The following is a 17,388-nucleotide window of genomic DNA, read 5'->3' on the forward strand; positions in this document are numbered from 1 at the left end:
CGGCCCCCGCCCTGGGGGGGGGCGTGGGGGGCGGGCCCCGCGGCCAAGGGCGCGTCGACGACCAGCGGGGCGCCGGTGGTGGCGCCCAAGAAGAAGCGCTTCATTTTCGGCTGAAGAGATACGGCGAGGGGTGGGTATGGACAGGTTACTGTTTGGTGACAACCAGTTCTTCGGCATCAACCATATGTCCGAAGAGAAGGCGCGCGCGCAGAGCATGCGCTTTCAGGAAATTTCCGCGGTGATCGACGTGCTCGACTGCGCGTTCGACCAGGGTATCCGCACCTTCATGTGCACGACGCATGACCGGATCGCCCAGGTGGCCGGGCATATGCGGGCCAACCCGAGCCGCTACGCAAGCTACCAGTTCTATCCGTGCATGCCTTACGCACACAAGTATGCGAATGCGGTCACCGAAGACGGCATGGTCGGCGCCATCCGGCGCTTCTTGCCTAGCGAAGGGCTGTTGAACGCTGCCTTGCGTGGCGGCAAGTCGCTGGCGACCAAAGACATCGAGGGCATCACCACGCTGTTGATCGACTCCGAGATGAAGATGTTCGAGGGCCTGAATACGCCGGTGGTCTTCCTTCAGAACGTGGTGGTCGACCTCTTGCTCGGGCTGGGCTTTAAGGACGCCTTCCGGGTATTTTCCCAGCATGTGAGGAAGCGTTACGGGGCCGAGCCGGGCTTTATCACCATGAACCTTCCGGCCTTGCTGCCGGTCTTGCGCGAAGCCGGCGTCGAGAACCCGATCGTCTGCTCCAACATCAACAAGATCGGTTTTCGTATGTGCGGCGGTGTCGACGAGTACGAGCGCTTGCTGCGCGGCGGCGGGTTCAGGGCGGTCGCGATGTCGGTTTTCGCGTCAGGTGCGATCCCCGCCGAAGAGGCGATCCGCTGGCTGGGCCAATTGCCGAACGTCGAATCCATGGTGTTCGGAGCCTCTTCCGCCACGAACATTCGCTCGACGCGGGACTTGGTCGAGCGGCTGATGCCGGCTACGGCCATGTCGCCCATTGTCAGTGCGGCACCCCAGCAGCCCCTGGTCCGCATGGGGGGGTGACATGATCAAGGTGCTGGCGATCTACCCGGCGTTCGACTGGCGCTTGAACGAGATGGCGATGGTCTGGCAGCAACTGTGCCAAAGCGGGCAGGTGAAGTGCACGGTGTTTGCGTCCCGTAAGGATCGCCTCAAAGGCCATGTTGCCGCACTTGAGCACGAGCGAGGCAAAAACCTCGAAGTGTTCCGGCTGGACGCGCCGCTGACTTCGCAGGCGGCCATAGACAGGATGCTCGCATCGGCCGATCGGGAGCGGCCAGACCTGATCTTTTGTGCGACTTCGCTGAACATGCATGCGGCACGGCAAGTCAGGCAGCGGTTCTCGGTGCCCATCCTGCTGCATGACGAATTCTTGTCAGACGAGCAACTGCCGTTGCCACGCCGCCAGTATCTGGGCGTCGAGGCGTTGCGGCCACTTGCGATCTGGCTACGCGCGCGGCGCGTCATGGCGGGAACCGACGGCATGGCCTGTTCGAACCCCAAGGAGTTCGATCGAAAATTCCGGCATCCCTTGGGCGGGCAGGTGTTCTACCTGCCGTGGCCTCACCCGGCGCCGCCGGATGCCAGGCCGGTACCCGAACGGGATCCGGCGCTCGGCATTTATATCGGCTCGATCAGCAAGCCCAAGGGCGCGGCCAACCTCGAACGCCATGTCAGCGCCTTGCTGGCGGCCGACCCGCACATCCGGGTACGGATCATCGGCCCGGCGACCGACCGGCTAGGCGAAGACGCCCTGCGTGCCTTGCGGGAAGCCTGGCCGGACCGGGTCAGCTACCTGAAGTCCTGTAGCCGCAGCGACGCCATGCAGCAGCTTGCCTCGGCCTATTTCGTATTCTCGTCGGGAGTTTCCAGCAACTGGGGGTTGATCGGCGACGCATGGAACGCCGGGACACCTGTGCTCTCGCCCAGCGCACACTACGACCTGGAAGACGGTGAAAACTGCCTGGTCTGCCGCGAGGCTGAGGACTTTGTCGAGGCGGTAAAGTGCCTGCGTGACGACGGGATGCTGTGGCGCAGGCTCTCGCTAGGTGGCCGTAGGACGGTGCGTGAACTGCACAGCGTGGCCGGCGTGGCTGAACGCTTGCTGGCGGGTTTGCACGGCACGCTGGGGCAGCGCGCGCGCGAGCAATAGCATGCCCCAGTTTTATTCGGCGGACGTCCTCAAGCGGAATGCCTGGCACTTTGCCGGTGGCAAGTTGCTCTCCGCCGCGCTCACCTTCCTGCTGCTGATGGTGATGGTGCGCGCGCTGAGCCTGTCCGAGTATGGGGCCTACGTCGCCATGATCGCGTCGATGGAGCTGATGTTGAGCCTCGCTGACATGGGCATGCACGGTGCCGGCTACCGCTACCTGCCCGAGTTCGTCCTGCATGCACCGGACCGGGCCCTGGGACGGTTCCTGCGCCGGCAAATCAGCCAGTACGCGGCCAATATCCTGCTGCTCTCCCTACTGGTGGCAGCTTTCATCGGCTGGGTGACCGAGTGGCTGGGGCTGGCCGAGTACCGGCAGGCGTTTGCCTGGCTGCTGCTCTTGATGCTGGTGGAGGGCGTGTGCCGGCTGATCCGTGACCAGACCTTCAGCATCCTCATGCGGCAAAGCGATAGCAGGGTCGCCTTGCTGCTTAAACTGCTGACCCAGCTTGCCGGCCTGTTGATCCTGTGGGGACTAGGGCAGGTCTCATTGCTGCATGTGATCTGGGTCGAAATCCTTGCGTCGTCGCTGGCGCTGGTCTGGTCTTTGTACTGCCTGCGCCGGTTCCTGAGCCAACGCGCTACCGGCGCCCGGCAGAACTGGCGTGAGCCTGGCTGGGGCAGGATGTGGAGCGCGGGTGTCAACCTGTACTTCTCGACGCTGGTGACCCAGGCCAGCGGCGTGACCGTACTGACCGTGCTGTTGCAAAAGGTGATGGGTCCGGAGGCGGCCGGGCTGTTCGGCTTTATCAAGAACCTAGTGGAAATGGTCGCCCGCTACCTGCCTGCGACGCTGTTTTTTTCGATCCTGCAGCCGAAGCTGGTGGCCAGCGGGCTGAACTCGAAGTCCGGGCTTTCGTCTGTGGTGAATCTGGCGGGGAAGATCAACCTGTTCGTGCTGCTGCCTTTGCTCGTGCTGGCGCTGGTGTTGGGCGACCCGGTTGTCCTTTACTTGTCAGGGGGAGAGGTCAAAGGGACTGGGCCCTTGCTGTTCGGCTTGATGCTGTTCCTGCTGCCGTTTTCGCAGCGGCAACTGCTCGAGACCGTCGCGATGGTCAACGACGAAGGCCGGCTGTGCTTTTACGCGTCTTGGCCGACGCTTCTGGGGCTGGCTGTATTCTGGCTGTGCAACGAACTGGGGCTTGGCATCTGGTCGACCGTGGCGGCCATCCTGTATTCGAATTATGTTTTTGTCGGCCTGCTGACGCTCATGCTGACGCTCAGGAAGCGTTTCTTGTTTGACGCACCGGGTTATCTGCGCATGCTGGCGTCCGCCGTGTTCGCCTATTTCATGTCTGCTCCGTTTGCCGGGGCGGGGGTGTGGCACATCGTCGTGACGGCGCTTGTTTCGTTTACAGGTTTTGCCTTGTCCTGCCTGCTTTGCAGGGCCTTCAGCGATGATGAACTTGCCCTTTTCAACGGATTGGTCGGGCGCAGCGTTTTTCGCTTGCGTGCAAAACCGGGAGGCCGCTGACCTCCCGACTTTTATTCCAAGCTGTCTACGAAAGCTCGACCAGCCTTGCCGTCTTGAAGTAGATGAACCTGTCGTAAGGTAGCGGGTTGGTGTTTGCAAACAGGTACATGCCGATCGACCAGTTATACGGCGACGTTGCACCCGTCTGCGTGGTCTGCATTTGCTTGTTGAAAACCACCTTGCCGTTGACAGTGATCTTGAAGAAGCCGCGGCCGCCTTGAGCCGGCGTGCGCTCGTCCAGATACGCCTCGATGCGCACGTCTTGCTCCTGGTTCGGGTCAACGCCCGGGTACAGCGCGATATTGTTGCCGCCAAGGTCGGGGTTCACGCGTTCCGCGAAACTCAGCCTGAGTTTTCCTGCGTTGTCCGGGTCGGTATCGACCGCCATCAGCAGCGGCGGCCCGAAGCCATAGGTCTTGAATTGCCAGATGGTCGCCGGTGATTCGCTCACCGGTGCCATATGCCACGGGGTGGACGTCGTGCGGCCGCCAAACTTGAACTTCATCTGCCATTCAAAATGCTTGCGGGTCGGGATCGGAAATGCGTTGACTTGGGTGCGCAGTTTCTCCTCGACAATCCCGTCTCCGGCTTTTACTCCGATTGCCGTATAACCGTCCTGTTTGAAAACCCGGCCGCTGACGCCCGCGTCGGTGAGGCTATGCCCCATTACATGCTCGGCACTCCCGGTCGCGGAGTTCCAGACGTTGATCGTCGCGATGTCTGAACGGCCGATTTCAGGATTGAAGAACGGAATGTTCCCACTGAAATCATGCGTGTTTTTATGCGCGCCAAGATCCACTGAAACATTTGTCGTACCGACTGCCGGCGCATAAGGCGCGTAGGCGACGAAAGTATTGCCCGTCATCGGCGGCAGCGTTTCCGGCGGCGTAGGTTCCTCGCCACCGCTGCCGGATTCTCCGCTACCGCCCGCGTCCGGATAGGTGCCTCCGGTTTCAGGGTTGCTACCACCACCGTCGGGCGTGCTCGTGGTAGGCGGGGAAGCGTTCCCACTGTCATTCGGGCCGGACGCCCCGGCTGCACCACCTCCTCCACAGGCGGCCACTGCGAACGATAACAACATTGCCAGCAATAAATTCTTAGACTGCATCCACATCATTCCTGCACCCGGACGCGACGGCCCGCTGCGCATAAGTAGCTAGAAGGCATGCACTATCGCGGATGCTGTCCTAGGTGTAAACCATTGAAAGGCTTTGATTTTATTTATGTTTTTGTTGTTAATCGCCGTAAGTCGAGCGGACGTCCTTGTCGGATAGGGGTTCATGACATAGGGTTTTACGAAGGGGTGGATCAATAAAACCCATAGTGGGTTGTCTTGGATTGAAATAAACCCGGAGTGGTTGCTACGTGGCGCGCTTGCGCTGCGCGCTCATGCGGGGTGGGTTTCCTGCTGCTCGCGGGTAGACCGGCAGGCAGACTGGCTGGCTTCTTTCGGTGCTTGGCTTGATCCGGGCGCCGTAATCACAGGCATGGATTTGAGAGGGAGTGCGATGGAAACGGTCGCCGTAGTCGGTTTGGGGTATGTCGGCTTGCCTCTGGTGATTGCTTTCGGGCAGACGAGGCGCACCATCGGCTTTGATGTGCTGTCCGACAAGGTCATGAGTTGCCGGGCGGGGCAGGACCCGTCCAGGGAGTTATCCGACGAGGAAATGGCCTCGGCAGGGCTTGCCGAGTATACGTCCGATCCGGCCATGCTTGCCGAGGCCGACTTCATCATCGTCGCGGTGCCGACTCCGGTGGACGCCGCCCGCATTCCGGACTTGAACCCGTTGCTCTTGGCGAGTAGGGCAGTCGGTCGTCACATGAAGCCCGGTTGTATCGTGATTTACGAGTCGACCGTCTATCCGGGCGCGACCGAAGAAGTCTGCATTCCCGAGCTTGAAAAGGCGTCCGGCTTGCGTTGGTTGCAGGATTTCCATGTCGGCTATTCCCCGGAACGGATCAATCCTGGCGACAAGGACCACCGCTTGCACAACGTGATCAAGGTCGTGTCGGGGGATGACGGGCCGACCCTGGACAGGGTGGCCGCCTTGTACGAATCGATCGTCGAGCCGGGGGTTCACCGTTGCAGTTCGATCAAGACGGCGGAGGCGTGCAAGGTGATCGAAAACACGCAGCGGGACCTGAACATCGCCTTCATGAACGAGCTGTCGATTATTTTTGGCAAGATCGGGATTGATACGGCCGAAGTGCTGCGTGCCGCCGGCACCAAGTGGAATTTTCTGCGCTTCAGCCCCGGCTTGGTCGGCGGGCACTGCATCGGGGTGGATCCCTATTACCTGACGCACAAGGCGGAAATGCTCGGCTACCACCCCCAGATCATTCTCGCCGGCCGTCGTATCAATGACGGCATGGGCAAATATATCGTGGAGCAATCGGTCAAGCGGCTGATCGCGGCAGGGTTCCCCGTGAAGGGCGCGCGGGCGTTGGTGCTGGGGGCGACTTTCAAGGAAAACTGTTCCGACATCCGCAATTCCAAGGTGTTCGACATCGTCAGCGAACTTGAAAGTTACGGAGTCGACGTGAAGGTGGTGGATCCCTTGGCCGACCCGCATGAGGTGATCCGCGAGTACCGCGTCGAAACCTGCCGGTGGTCGGACGTTCCGCAAGTCCAGTTGCTGGTGGCCGCAGTGGCGCACCGGGAGTTTCTCTCCTTGGGCGCGGCGGACTTCTCCCAAAAGCTGGTGCATGGCGGGGTCTTCGTCGACGTTAAATCCGTTTTTGACCCCGCCATGCTCGGCGACGCCGGTTTTTCCGTGTGGCGCTTGTAAGGCGATGTGACCGGCTCATCTTTGGTTGCCCCCTCTACGCGAGATGGGAGCAGGAGGACGTATGTGTGGAATTGTCGGCTTCACCCAGCCGGAGTGCCTGTCCCCTGATAGTACGGCGGCCATTCGGGGCATGGTTCAGGCGCTGGATCACCGGGGCCCGGACGATTCCGGCGTATGGATGGATGCCGATGCAGGAGTTGCCTTCGGCCACGCCCGGCTGTCCATCCTGGACTTGTCGCCCGCCGGTCACCAGCCCATGGTTTCGGCCGCAGGGCGCTACGTCATCGTCTTCAACGGTGAAATTTACAACCACCTCGAACTGAGGACGCGGCTGGCAGGCTGCGGCTTTGTCTGGCGCGGCCATTCCGATACCGAGACGTTGCTCGCGTGTTTTGAAGCTTGGGGCGTGGAGGCCACGCTGCGCGAATGCGTCGGCATGTTTGCGCTGGCGCTATGGGACCGGCAGACACGTTCACTGGTACTCGCACGGGACCGCTTCGGCGAGAAACCCCTCTACTACGGTTGGAACGGACGGCGGTTCTTTTTTGCGTCGGAACTGAAGGCCATCGAAGCGCACCCGTCGTTTTCGGCGCCGGTCAACCGAGATGCCTTGGCCCTGATGATGCGCTTCGGGCATGTGCCGGCGCCCTTCTCGATCTATCAGGGGATATCAAAACTAGGATCGGGCTGCTCGCTGACCATCCCGTACGCCTGCACGTCCGACGACGCCCGTTCGATCCAGCCGCTCCCCTACTGGTCGCTCGAGGCGGTCAGCGAGTCCGGCCGGCGCGCGCCCTTTGCCGGGACGGACGAACAGGCTATCGACTTGCTCGCGCAGACCCTGTCCGAGGCAGTGCGTGGTCAGCAACTGGCGGATGTACCCGTCGGCGCCTTCTTGTCGGGTGGCATCGATTCGTCGCTGGTCGTGGCGCTGATGCAGTCTCAGAGCAGCCAGCCGGTCAGGACGTTCACCATCGGTTTTGACGAGGCTGCGTTTGACGAAGCTGCCCACGCCCGCGCGATCGCCTCTCACCTGGGTACCCAGCACACCGAGCTTAGGGTCAAGCCTGAAGACGCATTGCGGCTGATCCCAGCGCTGCCGCAGATCTACGACGAGCCTTTTGCCGACCCCTCCCAGATTCCGACCTACCTTGTCGCCCAACTTGCCCGTGCGCATGTCACCGTTGCGCTCTCCGGCGACGGTGGGGACGAACTGTTTGCCGGCTACAACCGCTACCCGTGGGCACAGAAGGTGAACCGGCGTTTGCAGTGGTTGCCTGGCCCGATGCGAGGGGTGGTCTCCAGCGGGATGGTGGGCGTGCCTGTCGGGGGCTGGGATGCCATGAACAAGTGGCTCTCTCCTTTGCTGCCGGCGTCCATGCGGATGGTCCATCTAGGGGACAAGATGCACAAGCTCGCCGACGCATTGGAGGCACGCTCGTCCGCCGAACTCTATCGGGGCGTGATGTCCTTGTGGAAGTCGCCCGGCCAACTGGTGCTGGGCAGCCGGGAGCCCCTGGTGCTAATCGACCGGGAGCAAACCGGTCTGCCAGGCCTGTCTTTCGCCGAATGGATGATGCTGGTGGATGCCCAGGCTTCGTTGCAGGACGACATGCTGGTCAAGGTCGACCGTGCGGCCATGGCGGTCAGTCTGGAGACGCGGGTCCCTCTGCTGGATCACCGTGTGGCGGAGCTTGCGTGGCGCCTGCCGATGTCGATGAAGATCCGTGACGGCAAGGGCAAGTGGATCTTGCGGCAACTTTTGTACCGGCATGTTCCGCAAGCGCTGGTCGATCGTCCCAAACAGGGTTTCAGCGTGCCGGTTGGTGAGTGGCTGAAGGGGCCGCTACGTGAATGGGCGGAGAGTTTGCTGGATGAGCACAGGCTGCGTGCAGAGGGCTATTTCGACGCTGGTCGGGTCCGTTCCGCCTGGCTTGAGCACCTGAGCGGCCGTCGGCACTGGCCGCTGCAATTATGGTGCGTGCTGATGTTCCAGTTGTGGCTGTCGAGCCGCACCGGCAGCGTTCATGCCGATTGAACCCACTTGTGATGGAGATGAACGATCAATGAAGAAAATGCGATTGAGAGGGAGTCTGCTGGCCCTGTCGGTGGTGCTGGCGCTGGCTGGCTGCGGAGAAAAAAAGGCACCAGCCTCGCAAGTCGCCGCCCGGGTTGGCGAGACGGAGTTGACCGTCCACCAGCTCAACGCGGCGATGCCAACCCTGTCAGCGGGGCTGGCGGGCGAGGGCGAGGATGTTCAGAAGGCGGTGCTCAAGCGTATGGTCGAGCGGGAGTTGCTGGTGCAGCGCGCGCTAACAGACAAGCTCGACCAGGATCCGAAAATCATGCTCGCGCTCGACAATGCCCGTCAGGACATCCTGGCCAAGGCGTGGCTGGACACGCAGGTGGCGCAGCTGGCCCGGCCGACGCCCGAACAGGTCGCCCGCTACTACGCGGACAATCCGGCACTGTTTGCCCAGCGCAAACTTTACCAGTTGCAGAAACTGACGCTGGAAAACCGCAAGGGCGTGGCCGAGGAGGTGGATCGCCTGCTTGCCGGCGGCGGCAGCCTGCAGTCACTTGCGCAGTGGGCGTCGGAACACAAGCTGCCGTTCAACGCGGAGGCCGGCACCGTCGCCGCCGAACAGGTGCCGCTGGGGGTGCTGGAGAAGCTGGCCGCGCTTGCGCCCGGCCAGTCGCTGACCCTGGCCGAGGGTAACAGGGTGGTTGTGTTGAGGGTGGCCGGTGTCGAGCAGGCGCCGCGCGCAGAGGCACAGGCGGCCGGCGAGATCGAGCAGTTCCTGCTCTCGCGTGAGCGGCAGCAACAGGTTTCCCGCTTGCTGGCGCAGCTGAAAAAGGACTCGCCAGTCGAGTACACGCTATTTCCGGAACTGGGCGGCACCCTGGCGTCGGCACCCGGCGCGGCCCGTTGAACGTTGTGGCTGTTGGATACGGGCAACGGCGGTACTGCAGGAACGGGCAGTTTTAGCCTTGAAATCAAAGTGGATTAGTATTTGTGTTACTGTTTCGTAAATGACTAAACTCAGTTCGATTGATGTTTGATTTATTTTGTTGATTGAAAATGTTTTAGATGGGTATGATTTGATCCATCAGCAGGGAAGGGCAGGGCAGGTCGCTTACATCACAATAAGGGGAAGAGGCGATGCAAAACGAATTCGATCTGGACGAGGTGCAGGAACTCGAAGAGGAAGTCATCGACGAGGCCGCCGAAGAGGGCAAGCCGGCCGAAGAGGCGACTACGCGCAAGGAGGCAGGCGAGCTTTACCTGTCCGAGGACGTCACGCAGATCTACCTGACCGAGATCGGCGGTAGCGCCTTGCTCAAACCGCACGAAGAGCTCGAGCTCGCGCGCAAGGTAGTGGCAGGAGACTTCGAGGCGCGCCAGAAGATGATTCGCCATAACCTGCGGCTGGTCGTCAATATCGCCAAGCACTACCACAACCGCGGCCTGCCGCTGCTCGACCTGGTCGAGGAGGGTAACCTCGGCCTGATGCACGCCCTGGAGAAGTTCGACCCCGAGCGCGGCTTCCGCTTCTCGACCTACGCGACCTGGTGGATCCGCCAGAGCATCGAGCGCGCGATCATGAACCAGTCGCGTACCATCCGCCTGCCTGTGCATGTGGTGAAGGAGCTCAACGTCTGCCTGCGCGCGTCGCGCAGGCTGGAGGCCAAGCTCGGGCGCGAGGCGAGCGCCGAGGAAGTGGCCGCCGAAGTCGGCCGCCCGCTGGAAGAGGTGTCCCGCCTGCTGGGCTTGAACGAGCGGGTGACCTCGCTCGACGCGCCGCTGGACATCGACCCGCAACTGACGGTCGGCGAGTCCATCCCCGACGAGCAGCACGAGGACGCCGACGTCAGCCTGCACGGCCAGCGCGTCGAGCGTTACGTGCAGGACTGGCTCGCCCAGCTGCCCGAGAAGCAGCGGCTGGTGATCCAGCGCCGCTACGGGCTGGATGGCGGCGAGGCGGCGACGCTGGAGGAGCTCGCACAGGAGCTCGCGCTGACGCGCGAGCGGGTGCGGCAGATCCAGCTCGAGGGGCTGGACCGGCTGCGCCGTTTCCTGCGCCAGCACGGCATCGAGAAAGAGATGCTGTTCTGAGCGCGGACGGGCAAATCCGATCGACGACGGCCGCGCTTGCGCGGCCGTTTGCGTTCATGCGGTTCTCAGCCGCATCAGGCGCACCACCGCGACGGCGAGCACGGGCAGCAGCACGCCCAGCGCGAGGGTCGCGACAAGCAGCGGGGTGAGCGCCGAGTAGTCGGCGGCGGTCAGCAACTTGCCCGCACCGTCGCGCACCTCGCGGCTGAGCACGTAGTGGCGGTTGAGCGCCTTGGTCAGCAGGTCGGACGCCGACAGCGCGAGGTTGGTGAACGACGCCATCACCGCGAAATAGGTCGCCTTCAGCTCGGGTGGCGCGCTGGCGGCGATCCACGCGAGCATCGGGATCATCGCGATCTGCCCGAACGGTCCGGACAAGGCGGTGTCGACGATGGTGATAAAGCGCGCGTCGACGACGCCGCCCGTCACCTGCTGTGTCCATTCGTGTAGCCCCACGCTCATGGCGAGCGTCGGCAGCGACAGCAGCGCCTGGGCTGCGGTCAGCGTCAGCACGATGCGCACCATGCCGTGCCGGCCCATGAAGCTGCGCAGCGCGAACATGCCGGCGAGCGTCAGCACTCCGGTGATCAGCGAGAGCAGCGCGAAGAACTGCGCGTCAAAGCCGAGCACGTCGATGCTCCACCAGGTCACCCCGGCGCCGGGCGACGGCGCCGCGCGAAACGCGAACACCACCAGCGCGGTGCCCCACAGCGTCGCGCGCGTCGTCCTGTCCTGCTCGCGGGTGAGCCGCGTCATCAGCCAGGCGAGGATCGCTAGCGAACCGGCGAACACGATTTCCTGCGCGTAGGCGAGCTCCGACTGCCCCATCGCCAGCGTGAACGCGGCAAACAGCGCGCTCCCCGCCAATAGCGGCCAGTTCGGCCGCGTGCTGCCGGGCAAGTCGCCGGCGAGCGCGCGCGCGTCGGAGAGCGACAGGCCGGCCTTGAGCGCCCGTGCGCGCGTGCGGCGCTTGAGGTGAGCGCCGATCAGCACCCCCGTCACCGAAACCAGCGGGATCGCCAGCGCGCCCAGGTAGACGTCGCGGTAGAGCGCTGCGCGCTCTGGCGCGGGCAGCGCGTCGGCGCCGTCGAAGATCCACATATTGGCGAGTGCCACCAGCACGGTGCCGCCGATCAGCGCGACGCGGCCCAGCGTCTGCACGGTCGCGTGCATCGCGTGCGTCTCGCTTTCGCTGCGGGGGGTACCGTCCGAATGCAGATGCGGCACCGCCTCGACGGTCATCGCGTCGGCGACCGCGTCCTGCAGCACGTAGCCGGTCGGCGCGAGCAGGCTGGCGAGCACGTACCAGCGCGCGGGCGCCATGATCCCTGCCATGTACGCGGGTTCGCCCAGCAAGAGCGCCATGATGGTGAGGCTGGCGCCGACCAAGAGCGCGCCGAGGTAAACCAAGAGGGCCTTGTAGCGCCACAAGAGGTCGGTCAGGTGGCCGATCGGCATCTTCAAGGACCACGGCACCAGCGTCCAGAAGCCCAGCGCGGCGAGGAACTCGGCGGAGAGCCCCAGTTGTTCCTTGACGAAGAAGGTACCGACGATGCCGGTGATCCCCTGCAGGCCGGCGGCAAGGTAAACCAGCAAGGGCGGCAGGTAGGCCGGCCTCAAGTCGCGCGCAAGCGACACGATGGGCGCGGCGAGTGCGGCCAGCCACGCCGGCAGCTGGGCACGGGGCGCGTCCGCGCGCACCGGCACCCGCCACAGCAGCCACAGCAGCAGCACCAGCAAGGCACCGAGCAGCAACCGGTGGCCGGTGGCCGGCACCAGCGTGATCGAGACCGTGAACGAGGCGAGGGTAAGTGCGATTGCCCACGGCTTGACGCCGGGTGGCATCGCGCGGTGGGTTTGCCACTCGGTAAGGATGGGGCCGGTCAGTCGGTTTTCGTGCAGGAAGCGGTGCGCGCGGCGCGAACTTCGCGCGTAGCAGAACGCGGCGAGCAGCACGAAGGGCGTGGTCGGCAACAGCGGCAGGAACACGCCGAGCACGCCGGCGAAAAGCGCGAGCGTGCCGGCGAGCGCGAAGAAGCCGCGCATCAGCGTGTTGCTGGCCGCGCGCACGCCTTAGCCGCCGCGAAACTCGGGCGCGCGCTTCTCGACGAAGGCGCGCACGCCTTCGCGGCCGTCGCCGGTCTGGCTCTGCGCGATGATGGTGCGTGCCTCCAGCGCGAGTTGCGCTTCCAGCGGATTGGCCAGCGTCTCAAGCAGCAGCGACTTGACTTTGCCGTAGGCGCCGGTCGGCCCGCGCGCGATGCGCTCGGCGAGGCTACGCGCGCTGTCCTCGAGCGCCTCGGGCGCGACCACCTGGTTGACCAGACCCCAGTCGAGCGCCTCGGCGGCGGAAAGCGTGCGCCCGGTCAGGTAGAGCTCCATCGCGCGGCGCTGGCCGACGAGTCTGGGCAGCAGCCAGCTCGAGCCGCCGTCCGGCGTGTAGCCGATCTGCGTGTACGCGGTGGTGAAGCGCGCGTTGTCGGCGGCGATGGCTAGGTCTGCCAGTGCGACCAGGCTCAGGCCGACGCCGGCCGCCACGCCGTTGACCGCGGCGATCACCGGCGCATCGAGGCGCATCAGGCGGGCGACGGCGATATTGAGCGGGTCGGTCATCTCCTGCAGCAAGGTGCCGACGCGGTCGGCCTCGCGCACGAAGGTGGACACGTCGCCGCCGGCGCAGAACGCCTTGTCGCCGCTGCCGGTGATCAGCACCGCGCGCACGTCGCGCCGCTGCGAGAGTTCGGCGGCGATCGCCGACAGCTCGAGGATGCCGGCGGTGTTAAGCGCGTTGAAGGCGGCGGGCCTGTCCAGCGTCAGCGACGCGACGCCGGCGGACACCTCGAATCGGATCATGCTCATGGTTTTTCCTTTTATGGTTTGCCCCGCAGCGAGCATATCCGAAAGGTGGCGCCAGTGCATGCCGCCGTCACGTCATGTCACGCTGCCCGCCCTGTGGCGGCGCTGCCAGCGCCAGATGCGCCACGCCAGCAGCAGCGTGGCAATGGCGGTGAGGAGCGCGGGCTCGCGGTAGTCGGACTTGGTCAGCCACAGGTAGTGCAGGCAGCCAAGCATCAGCGCCGGGTAGACGAGACGGTGCAGGCGTGCCCAGCTGCGCCCCAGCCGTTTCATCCAGTATTTGCTCGAGGTGACGGCCAGTGGCAGCAGCATCAGCCACGCAGCAAAGCCGGCGACGATATACGGGCTGCCGACGAGGTCGTCCAGCAGCACGGACGGCGTCGGTGCAACCTGCGCGACGTAGACGGACAGGTGGGCGCTCGCGTATGCGAAGGCGGTGAGCCCCAGCGTGCGTCGGAACGCTATCAGCCGCGGTGCGTGCAGCAGCACAGCCAGCGGCGAGACGGTGAGGGTCGCGATCAACCACGTGAGCGCCCACCAGCCGCTTTGCCTTGTCAGATAGTCGGCCGGGTCGGCGACGCCAAGCCAGAGCCTGCCGACACTCAGCAGCGCCGGCAGCGCACAAAGTGCGACGAGCCCGGCCTGTGCCAATCGCCCGGCGCTCATATCCAGCGCTTGAGGTCGAGGCCGCGGTACAGCGAGGCAACCTGCGCTGCGTAGCCGTTGAAGGGCAGCGTCGGGCGGCGGCCGAATTCGCCGATGCGCCGCTCGTTGGCCTGGCTCCAGCGCGGGTGGTCGACTTCGGGGTTCACGTTGGCGAAGAAGCCGTACTCGCGCGGGTTGACGCTCTGCCAGGTCGTGGTTGGCTGGTGCTCGACGAGGTTGATCGCGACGATGCTCTTGATGCTCTTGAAACCGTACTTCCACGGCACCACCAGCCGGATCGGCGCGCCGTTCTGCGCAGGCAGCGTCTGGCCGTACAGGCCGACCGCGAGCAGGGTCAGCGGGTGCATCGCCTCGTCGATGCGCAAGCCCTCGCGGTAGGGCCAGGGCAGCAGACCGGTCTGTTGGCCCGGCATCTGCGCCGGCCGCTCCAGCGTGACGAACTGCACGAAGCGGCCCTTCGACGTTGGCTGTGCTTTTTTCAGGAGCGCGGCAAGCTCGAAGCCGACCCACGGGATCACCATGCTCCAGCCCTCGACGCAGCGCAGCCGGTAGATGCGCTCTTCAAGCGGCGCGATGCGGAACAGCGCGTCGTAGTCCAGCGTCAGCGGCTGTTGTACATGGCCGCCGACGCTCAGCGTCCACGGGCGCACGGTAAGCCGGCCGGCGTATTGGGCAGGGTCTTCCTTGCCGCTGCCGAATTCGTAGAAGTTGTTGTAATGGGTGATCTCGTCGAAGGTGTTCGGCTTGTCGCTGGCCCGGAAGGGGCCGGGGCTGGCCTTCAGCGGCGCCCCAAGCGCCGGCGGCAGCCACAGGGCCAGCGCGCCGGCCGCCGCGGTGCGCATGAAGTCGCGCCGGCTGCGCCACAGCGCCTCGGGAGTGATCTCGGACGGCGCGGGCGCCGTTTCGTCGTTGAGCCTGATCAGCATGCGCTCTCCTTTGCCTTTTGCCGCGCACCGCGGCATGCTAGCCGGCTTTCCTGCCACCGGGACGCTTGAATATGGGCCGCATCGCCGTCATCGACTTTGAAACCAACGGGCTGTCGCCGTCCGCCAGTTGCCGCGCGACCGAGATCGCGGCGGTGCTGGTCGAGGAGGGCCGCATCGTTGGCCGCTACCAGAGCCTGATGAACGCTAACGTGTTCGTGCCGCGCGAAATCGAGCGGCTCACCGGCATCAGCAACGCGATGCTGCGCGAGGCGCCGCCGGCGGCGCGGGTGATGCGCGAGGTGGCGGACTTTGTCGGCGACACCCCGCTTGTCGCGCACAACGCGGCGTTCGACCGCAAGTTCTGGGACCACGAACTGGCGCTCATCGGCGCCACCCGCCGCCAGGAGTTTGCCTGTTCGCTGCTGCTCGCGCGCCGCCTGTTGCCCGAAGCGCCCGACCACAAGCTGGGCACACTCGGGCGCTGGCTCGGCCTGCCCGTCAGCGGCCGTGCGCACCGTGCGCTCGCCGACAGCGAAATGACCGCGCATCTGCTGGTCCGCCTGCAGGCGCTGCTGGCCGAACGCCACGGCGTCCGTCGTACCGACCACGCCTTGCTGTGCGCGCTGCAAAAAGTGCCCGCCGCGCGCGTGGCCGACTGGCTCGCCCAGGTGCGCTGACGCTACCACGCGAGCACCCGCGGGCCGAACCACGCGCCGGCGAGGGTGCTCAGCACGATCCCCAGCACATACCACAGCGCGGCAAACGGCAGCGCCAGCTCCGGGCAGTGCACGGTGTACGCGAGCGCGGCGAGACAGCCAGACGCCAGCCCGGCGAGCGCGCCGGCCAAGGCAAGCCGGGTCGGCGCCAGTGCGCGCAGCGCGGCAAGCAATAGCGCAAGCGGTGGCAGCGAGAGCAGCAGGATGCTCGCCGCGCAAGATTGCCAGCTATTGCCGAGCAGCAACGCGCCACGCTCGCCGGCGGGCGCAGACACCAGTTGCAGCGCGGCGCCCAGCCACAGCGCCAAGAGCGGCAGCGCCAGCGGCCACAGGCGCGCGCTCGTTGCCGGGCGGGAGCACGCGGCCAGCGCCGGCAGCACGGCAGCCAGTAGCGCGAGCGCGAACAGCGGCCGCGCCCAGAAGTGGCCGAGGCTTGCGTCGCTTGCCAGCTCGGGGTTGACCCCGAACAGCGCGAGCACCCCCAGCAGGGCGAGCACAAAGCCCGCCGCCAGCGCCGGCGCAACGCGCGCAAGCGGGCGGGCGGGGGCGACGCCGCCTTCGCGGGCGGCGAGCAGGGTGATCAGCTCGTCTGTCTTCATTTCTCTTTCCTTATCAGCGCCGCCAGCGCCTTCAGCCCGCGGTGGATGCCGACCTTGACCGCCGACTCGGTCAGCCCCGTTTCGGCCGCCGCCTCGCTGACCGAAAGCCCGGCGAGCTTGACCAGCCGGATCGGCTCGCGCTGCTTCGCGGGCAGGGCTGCCAGCAGCTTGGCCAGGTCGCGCGCGGTATTCGCCTGTTCCGTCTCTACAGCGGCCAGCTCGCAGTGCTCGTCGTCCAGCGGCAAGTGCGCTGCGCGCCGGCCGTGGCGGCGCCAGTAGTCGACCAGCTTGTAGCGCGCGATCGCGAACATCCACGGCCCCAGCGGCTGGCCGGGCTGATGGGACGCGCGCTGGTTGTGCAGCGCGAGCAGGATCTCCTGCAGCACGTCCTCCACCTCGTCCGGCCTCTGCGTCATGCGCCGGCGCAGCCACGCGCGCAAAAGCTGCGCGGCCAGTTGCAAGAAGCGCCGGTACGCCGCGGCGTCGCCCGCCACCGCGGCCGCAAACAGCGCGGCCAGTTCCTGTTCCCTGTCGTGCATGTTCCCCCTGATGATGGTGGATTCGTCGCCGCCTGCGTGCGGGTTACAGCGGGCAGAAAATATTTGTTCCCCACTGTAACCGCTGGGCGTGGCTGCGCGAATTGGCAAGCTGTCGCGGGCATCCTGCCTGTGGCTTCACGCATACAAAGGAGCACTCCATGAACAAGACAACGACGCTCACCCTGGCGGCCGCCCTCGCGGCAATGGCCAGCGGCGCGGCACTAGCCACCGAGCCTGCCAAGGAAAAATGCTACGGCGTGTCCGAAGCCGGCAAGAACGACTGCAAGGCCGGCGCCGGTACCAGTTGTGCCGGTTCGTCCAAGGCCGACTACCAGGGCAGCGCGTGGAAATACGTCGCCAAAGGCACTTGTACGTCGATCAAGACGCCCAAGGGCACGGGCTCGCTGACGCCGACCGCCAACTGATAGCCAGGCCCGGGCTGGCGTGGCGCGCGCTTGCG

At 65.0% G+C, this 17,388-nt stretch carries 16 protein-coding genes; 9 read left to right on the forward strand and 7 right to left on the reverse strand.

Going from position 1 to position 17,388, the window contains the following annotated elements; all coding sequences use genetic code 11:
* The first annotated feature begins 136 nt into the window (after nt 1-136).
* From GZH52_RS10100 to GZH52_RS10110, 3 genes are read left to right on the forward strand one after another with little or no spacing between them, the layout of a single operon-like run.
* Nucleotides 137-1,060 carry a hypothetical protein gene (locus GZH52_RS10100; protein ID WP_203525711.1) on the forward strand — a complete coding sequence of 308 codons (924 nt, stop codon included), beginning with the start codon at nt 137-139 and terminating at the stop codon, nt 1,058-1,060.
* A 1-nt stretch (nt 1,061) separates the two neighbouring features.
* Nucleotides 1,062-2,189 carry a glycosyltransferase family protein gene (locus GZH52_RS10105; RefSeq protein WP_163316349.1) on the forward strand — a complete coding sequence of 376 codons (1,128 nt, stop codon included), beginning with the start codon at nt 1,062-1,064 and terminating at the stop codon, nt 2,187-2,189.
* 1 nt (nt 2,190) lies between these two features.
* Nucleotides 2,191-3,720, forward strand: a complete 1,530-nt coding sequence (locus tag GZH52_RS10110) for a lipopolysaccharide biosynthesis protein (protein WP_163316350.1) — start codon at nt 2,191-2,193, stop codon at nt 3,718-3,720.
* Nucleotides 3,721-3,745: 25 nt separating this feature from the next.
* On the opposite strand, the gene GZH52_RS10115 is transcribed toward GZH52_RS10110, so the two are convergent.
* Nucleotides 3,746-4,828, reverse strand: coding sequence for a hypothetical protein (locus tag GZH52_RS10115; protein ID WP_163316351.1), 1,083 nt, complete (start codon nt 4,826-4,828; stop codon nt 3,746-3,748).
* A gap of 400 nt (nt 4,829-5,228) precedes the next feature.
* Between GZH52_RS10115 and GZH52_RS10120 the strand changes: the two genes are divergently transcribed.
* From GZH52_RS10120 to rpoS, 4 genes are all read left to right on the forward strand, one after another.
* Complete coding sequence (locus GZH52_RS10120) at nt 5,229-6,509, forward strand: nucleotide sugar dehydrogenase (RefSeq protein WP_163316352.1); 1,281 nt, start codon at nt 5,229-5,231, stop codon at nt 6,507-6,509.
* Between the two features lie 61 nt (nt 6,510-6,570).
* On the forward strand, nt 6,571-8,547 hold the full coding sequence (gene asnB / locus GZH52_RS10125; RefSeq protein ID WP_163316353.1) for an asparagine synthase (glutamine-hydrolyzing): 1,977 nt from the start codon (nt 6,571-6,573) through the stop codon (nt 8,545-8,547).
* A gap of 43 nt (nt 8,548-8,590) precedes the next feature.
* Nucleotides 8,591-9,442 carry an EpsD family peptidyl-prolyl cis-trans isomerase gene (locus GZH52_RS10130; protein WP_163316354.1) on the forward strand — a complete coding sequence of 284 codons (852 nt, stop codon included), beginning with the start codon at nt 8,591-8,593 and terminating at the stop codon, nt 9,440-9,442.
* 230 nt (nt 9,443-9,672) lie between these two features.
* Nucleotides 9,673-10,626 carry an RNA polymerase sigma factor RpoS gene (gene rpoS, locus GZH52_RS10135; RefSeq protein WP_163316355.1) on the forward strand — a complete coding sequence of 318 codons (954 nt, stop codon included), beginning with the start codon at nt 9,673-9,675 and terminating at the stop codon, nt 10,624-10,626.
* A 54-nt stretch (nt 10,627-10,680) separates the two neighbouring features.
* Here the strand turns inward: rpoS and GZH52_RS10140 are convergent, their stop codons facing one another.
* From GZH52_RS10140 to msrP, 4 genes are all read right to left on the reverse strand, one after another.
* On the reverse strand, nt 10,681-12,696 hold the full coding sequence (locus GZH52_RS10140; protein ID WP_203525712.1) for a DUF454 family protein: 2,016 nt from the start codon (nt 12,694-12,696) through the stop codon (nt 10,681-10,683).
* Nucleotides 12,697-12,699: 3 nt separating this feature from the next.
* Complete coding sequence (locus tag GZH52_RS10150; RefSeq protein WP_163316356.1) at nt 12,700-13,485, reverse strand: enoyl-CoA hydratase/isomerase family protein; 786 nt, start codon at nt 13,483-13,485, stop codon at nt 12,700-12,702.
* A gap of 72 nt (nt 13,486-13,557) precedes the next feature.
* Nucleotides 13,558-14,148 carry a protein-methionine-sulfoxide reductase heme-binding subunit MsrQ gene (gene msrQ, locus GZH52_RS10155; protein WP_163316357.1) on the reverse strand — a complete coding sequence of 197 codons (591 nt, stop codon included), beginning with the start codon at nt 14,146-14,148 and terminating at the stop codon, nt 13,558-13,560.
* Nucleotides 14,145-15,074 (reverse strand): protein-methionine-sulfoxide reductase catalytic subunit MsrP, encoded by a 930-nt coding sequence (gene msrP, locus GZH52_RS10160; RefSeq protein WP_163316358.1) that lies wholly within the window; start codon nt 15,072-15,074, stop codon nt 14,145-14,147. The genes msrQ and msrP overlap by 4 nt, the downstream gene beginning before the upstream one ends.
* Before the next feature lie 71 nt (nt 15,075-15,145).
* Between msrP and GZH52_RS10165 the strand changes: the two genes are divergently transcribed.
* The gene (locus GZH52_RS10165) at nt 15,146-15,751 is read left to right on the forward strand and encodes a 3'-5' exonuclease (protein ID WP_163316359.1); all 606 of its coding nucleotides are present in this window, start codon (nt 15,146-15,148) and stop codon (nt 15,749-15,751) included.
* Nucleotides 15,752-15,753: 2 nt separating this feature from the next.
* Here the strand turns inward: GZH52_RS10165 and GZH52_RS10170 are convergent, their stop codons facing one another.
* Both GZH52_RS10170 and GZH52_RS10175 read right to left on the reverse strand, forming a co-directional pair.
* On the reverse strand, nt 15,754-16,389 hold the full coding sequence (locus GZH52_RS10170; protein ID WP_163316360.1) for an NrsF family protein: 636 nt from the start codon (nt 16,387-16,389) through the stop codon (nt 15,754-15,756).
* Nucleotides 16,386-16,928: a sigma-70 family RNA polymerase sigma factor gene (locus GZH52_RS10175; RefSeq protein ID WP_163316361.1), complete on the reverse strand. Its 543-nt coding sequence runs from the start codon at nt 16,926-16,928 to the stop codon at nt 16,386-16,388. Before GZH52_RS10175 ends, GZH52_RS10170 begins: the two co-directional genes overlap by 4 nt.
* Before the next feature lie 158 nt (nt 16,929-17,086).
* Here GZH52_RS10175 and GZH52_RS10180 point away from each other — a divergent pair, with 158 nt between their 5' ends.
* Nucleotides 17,087-17,353: a BufA1 family periplasmic bufferin-type metallophore gene (locus tag GZH52_RS10180; protein ID WP_163316362.1), complete on the forward strand. Its 267-nt coding sequence runs from the start codon at nt 17,087-17,089 to the stop codon at nt 17,351-17,353.
* Nucleotides 17,354-17,388 lie beyond the last annotated feature (35 nt).

This window comes from Crenobacter caeni (genome assembly GCF_010435965.1).
GTDB lineage: Bacteria > Pseudomonadota > Gammaproteobacteria > Burkholderiales > Chromobacteriaceae > Craterilacuibacter > Craterilacuibacter caeni.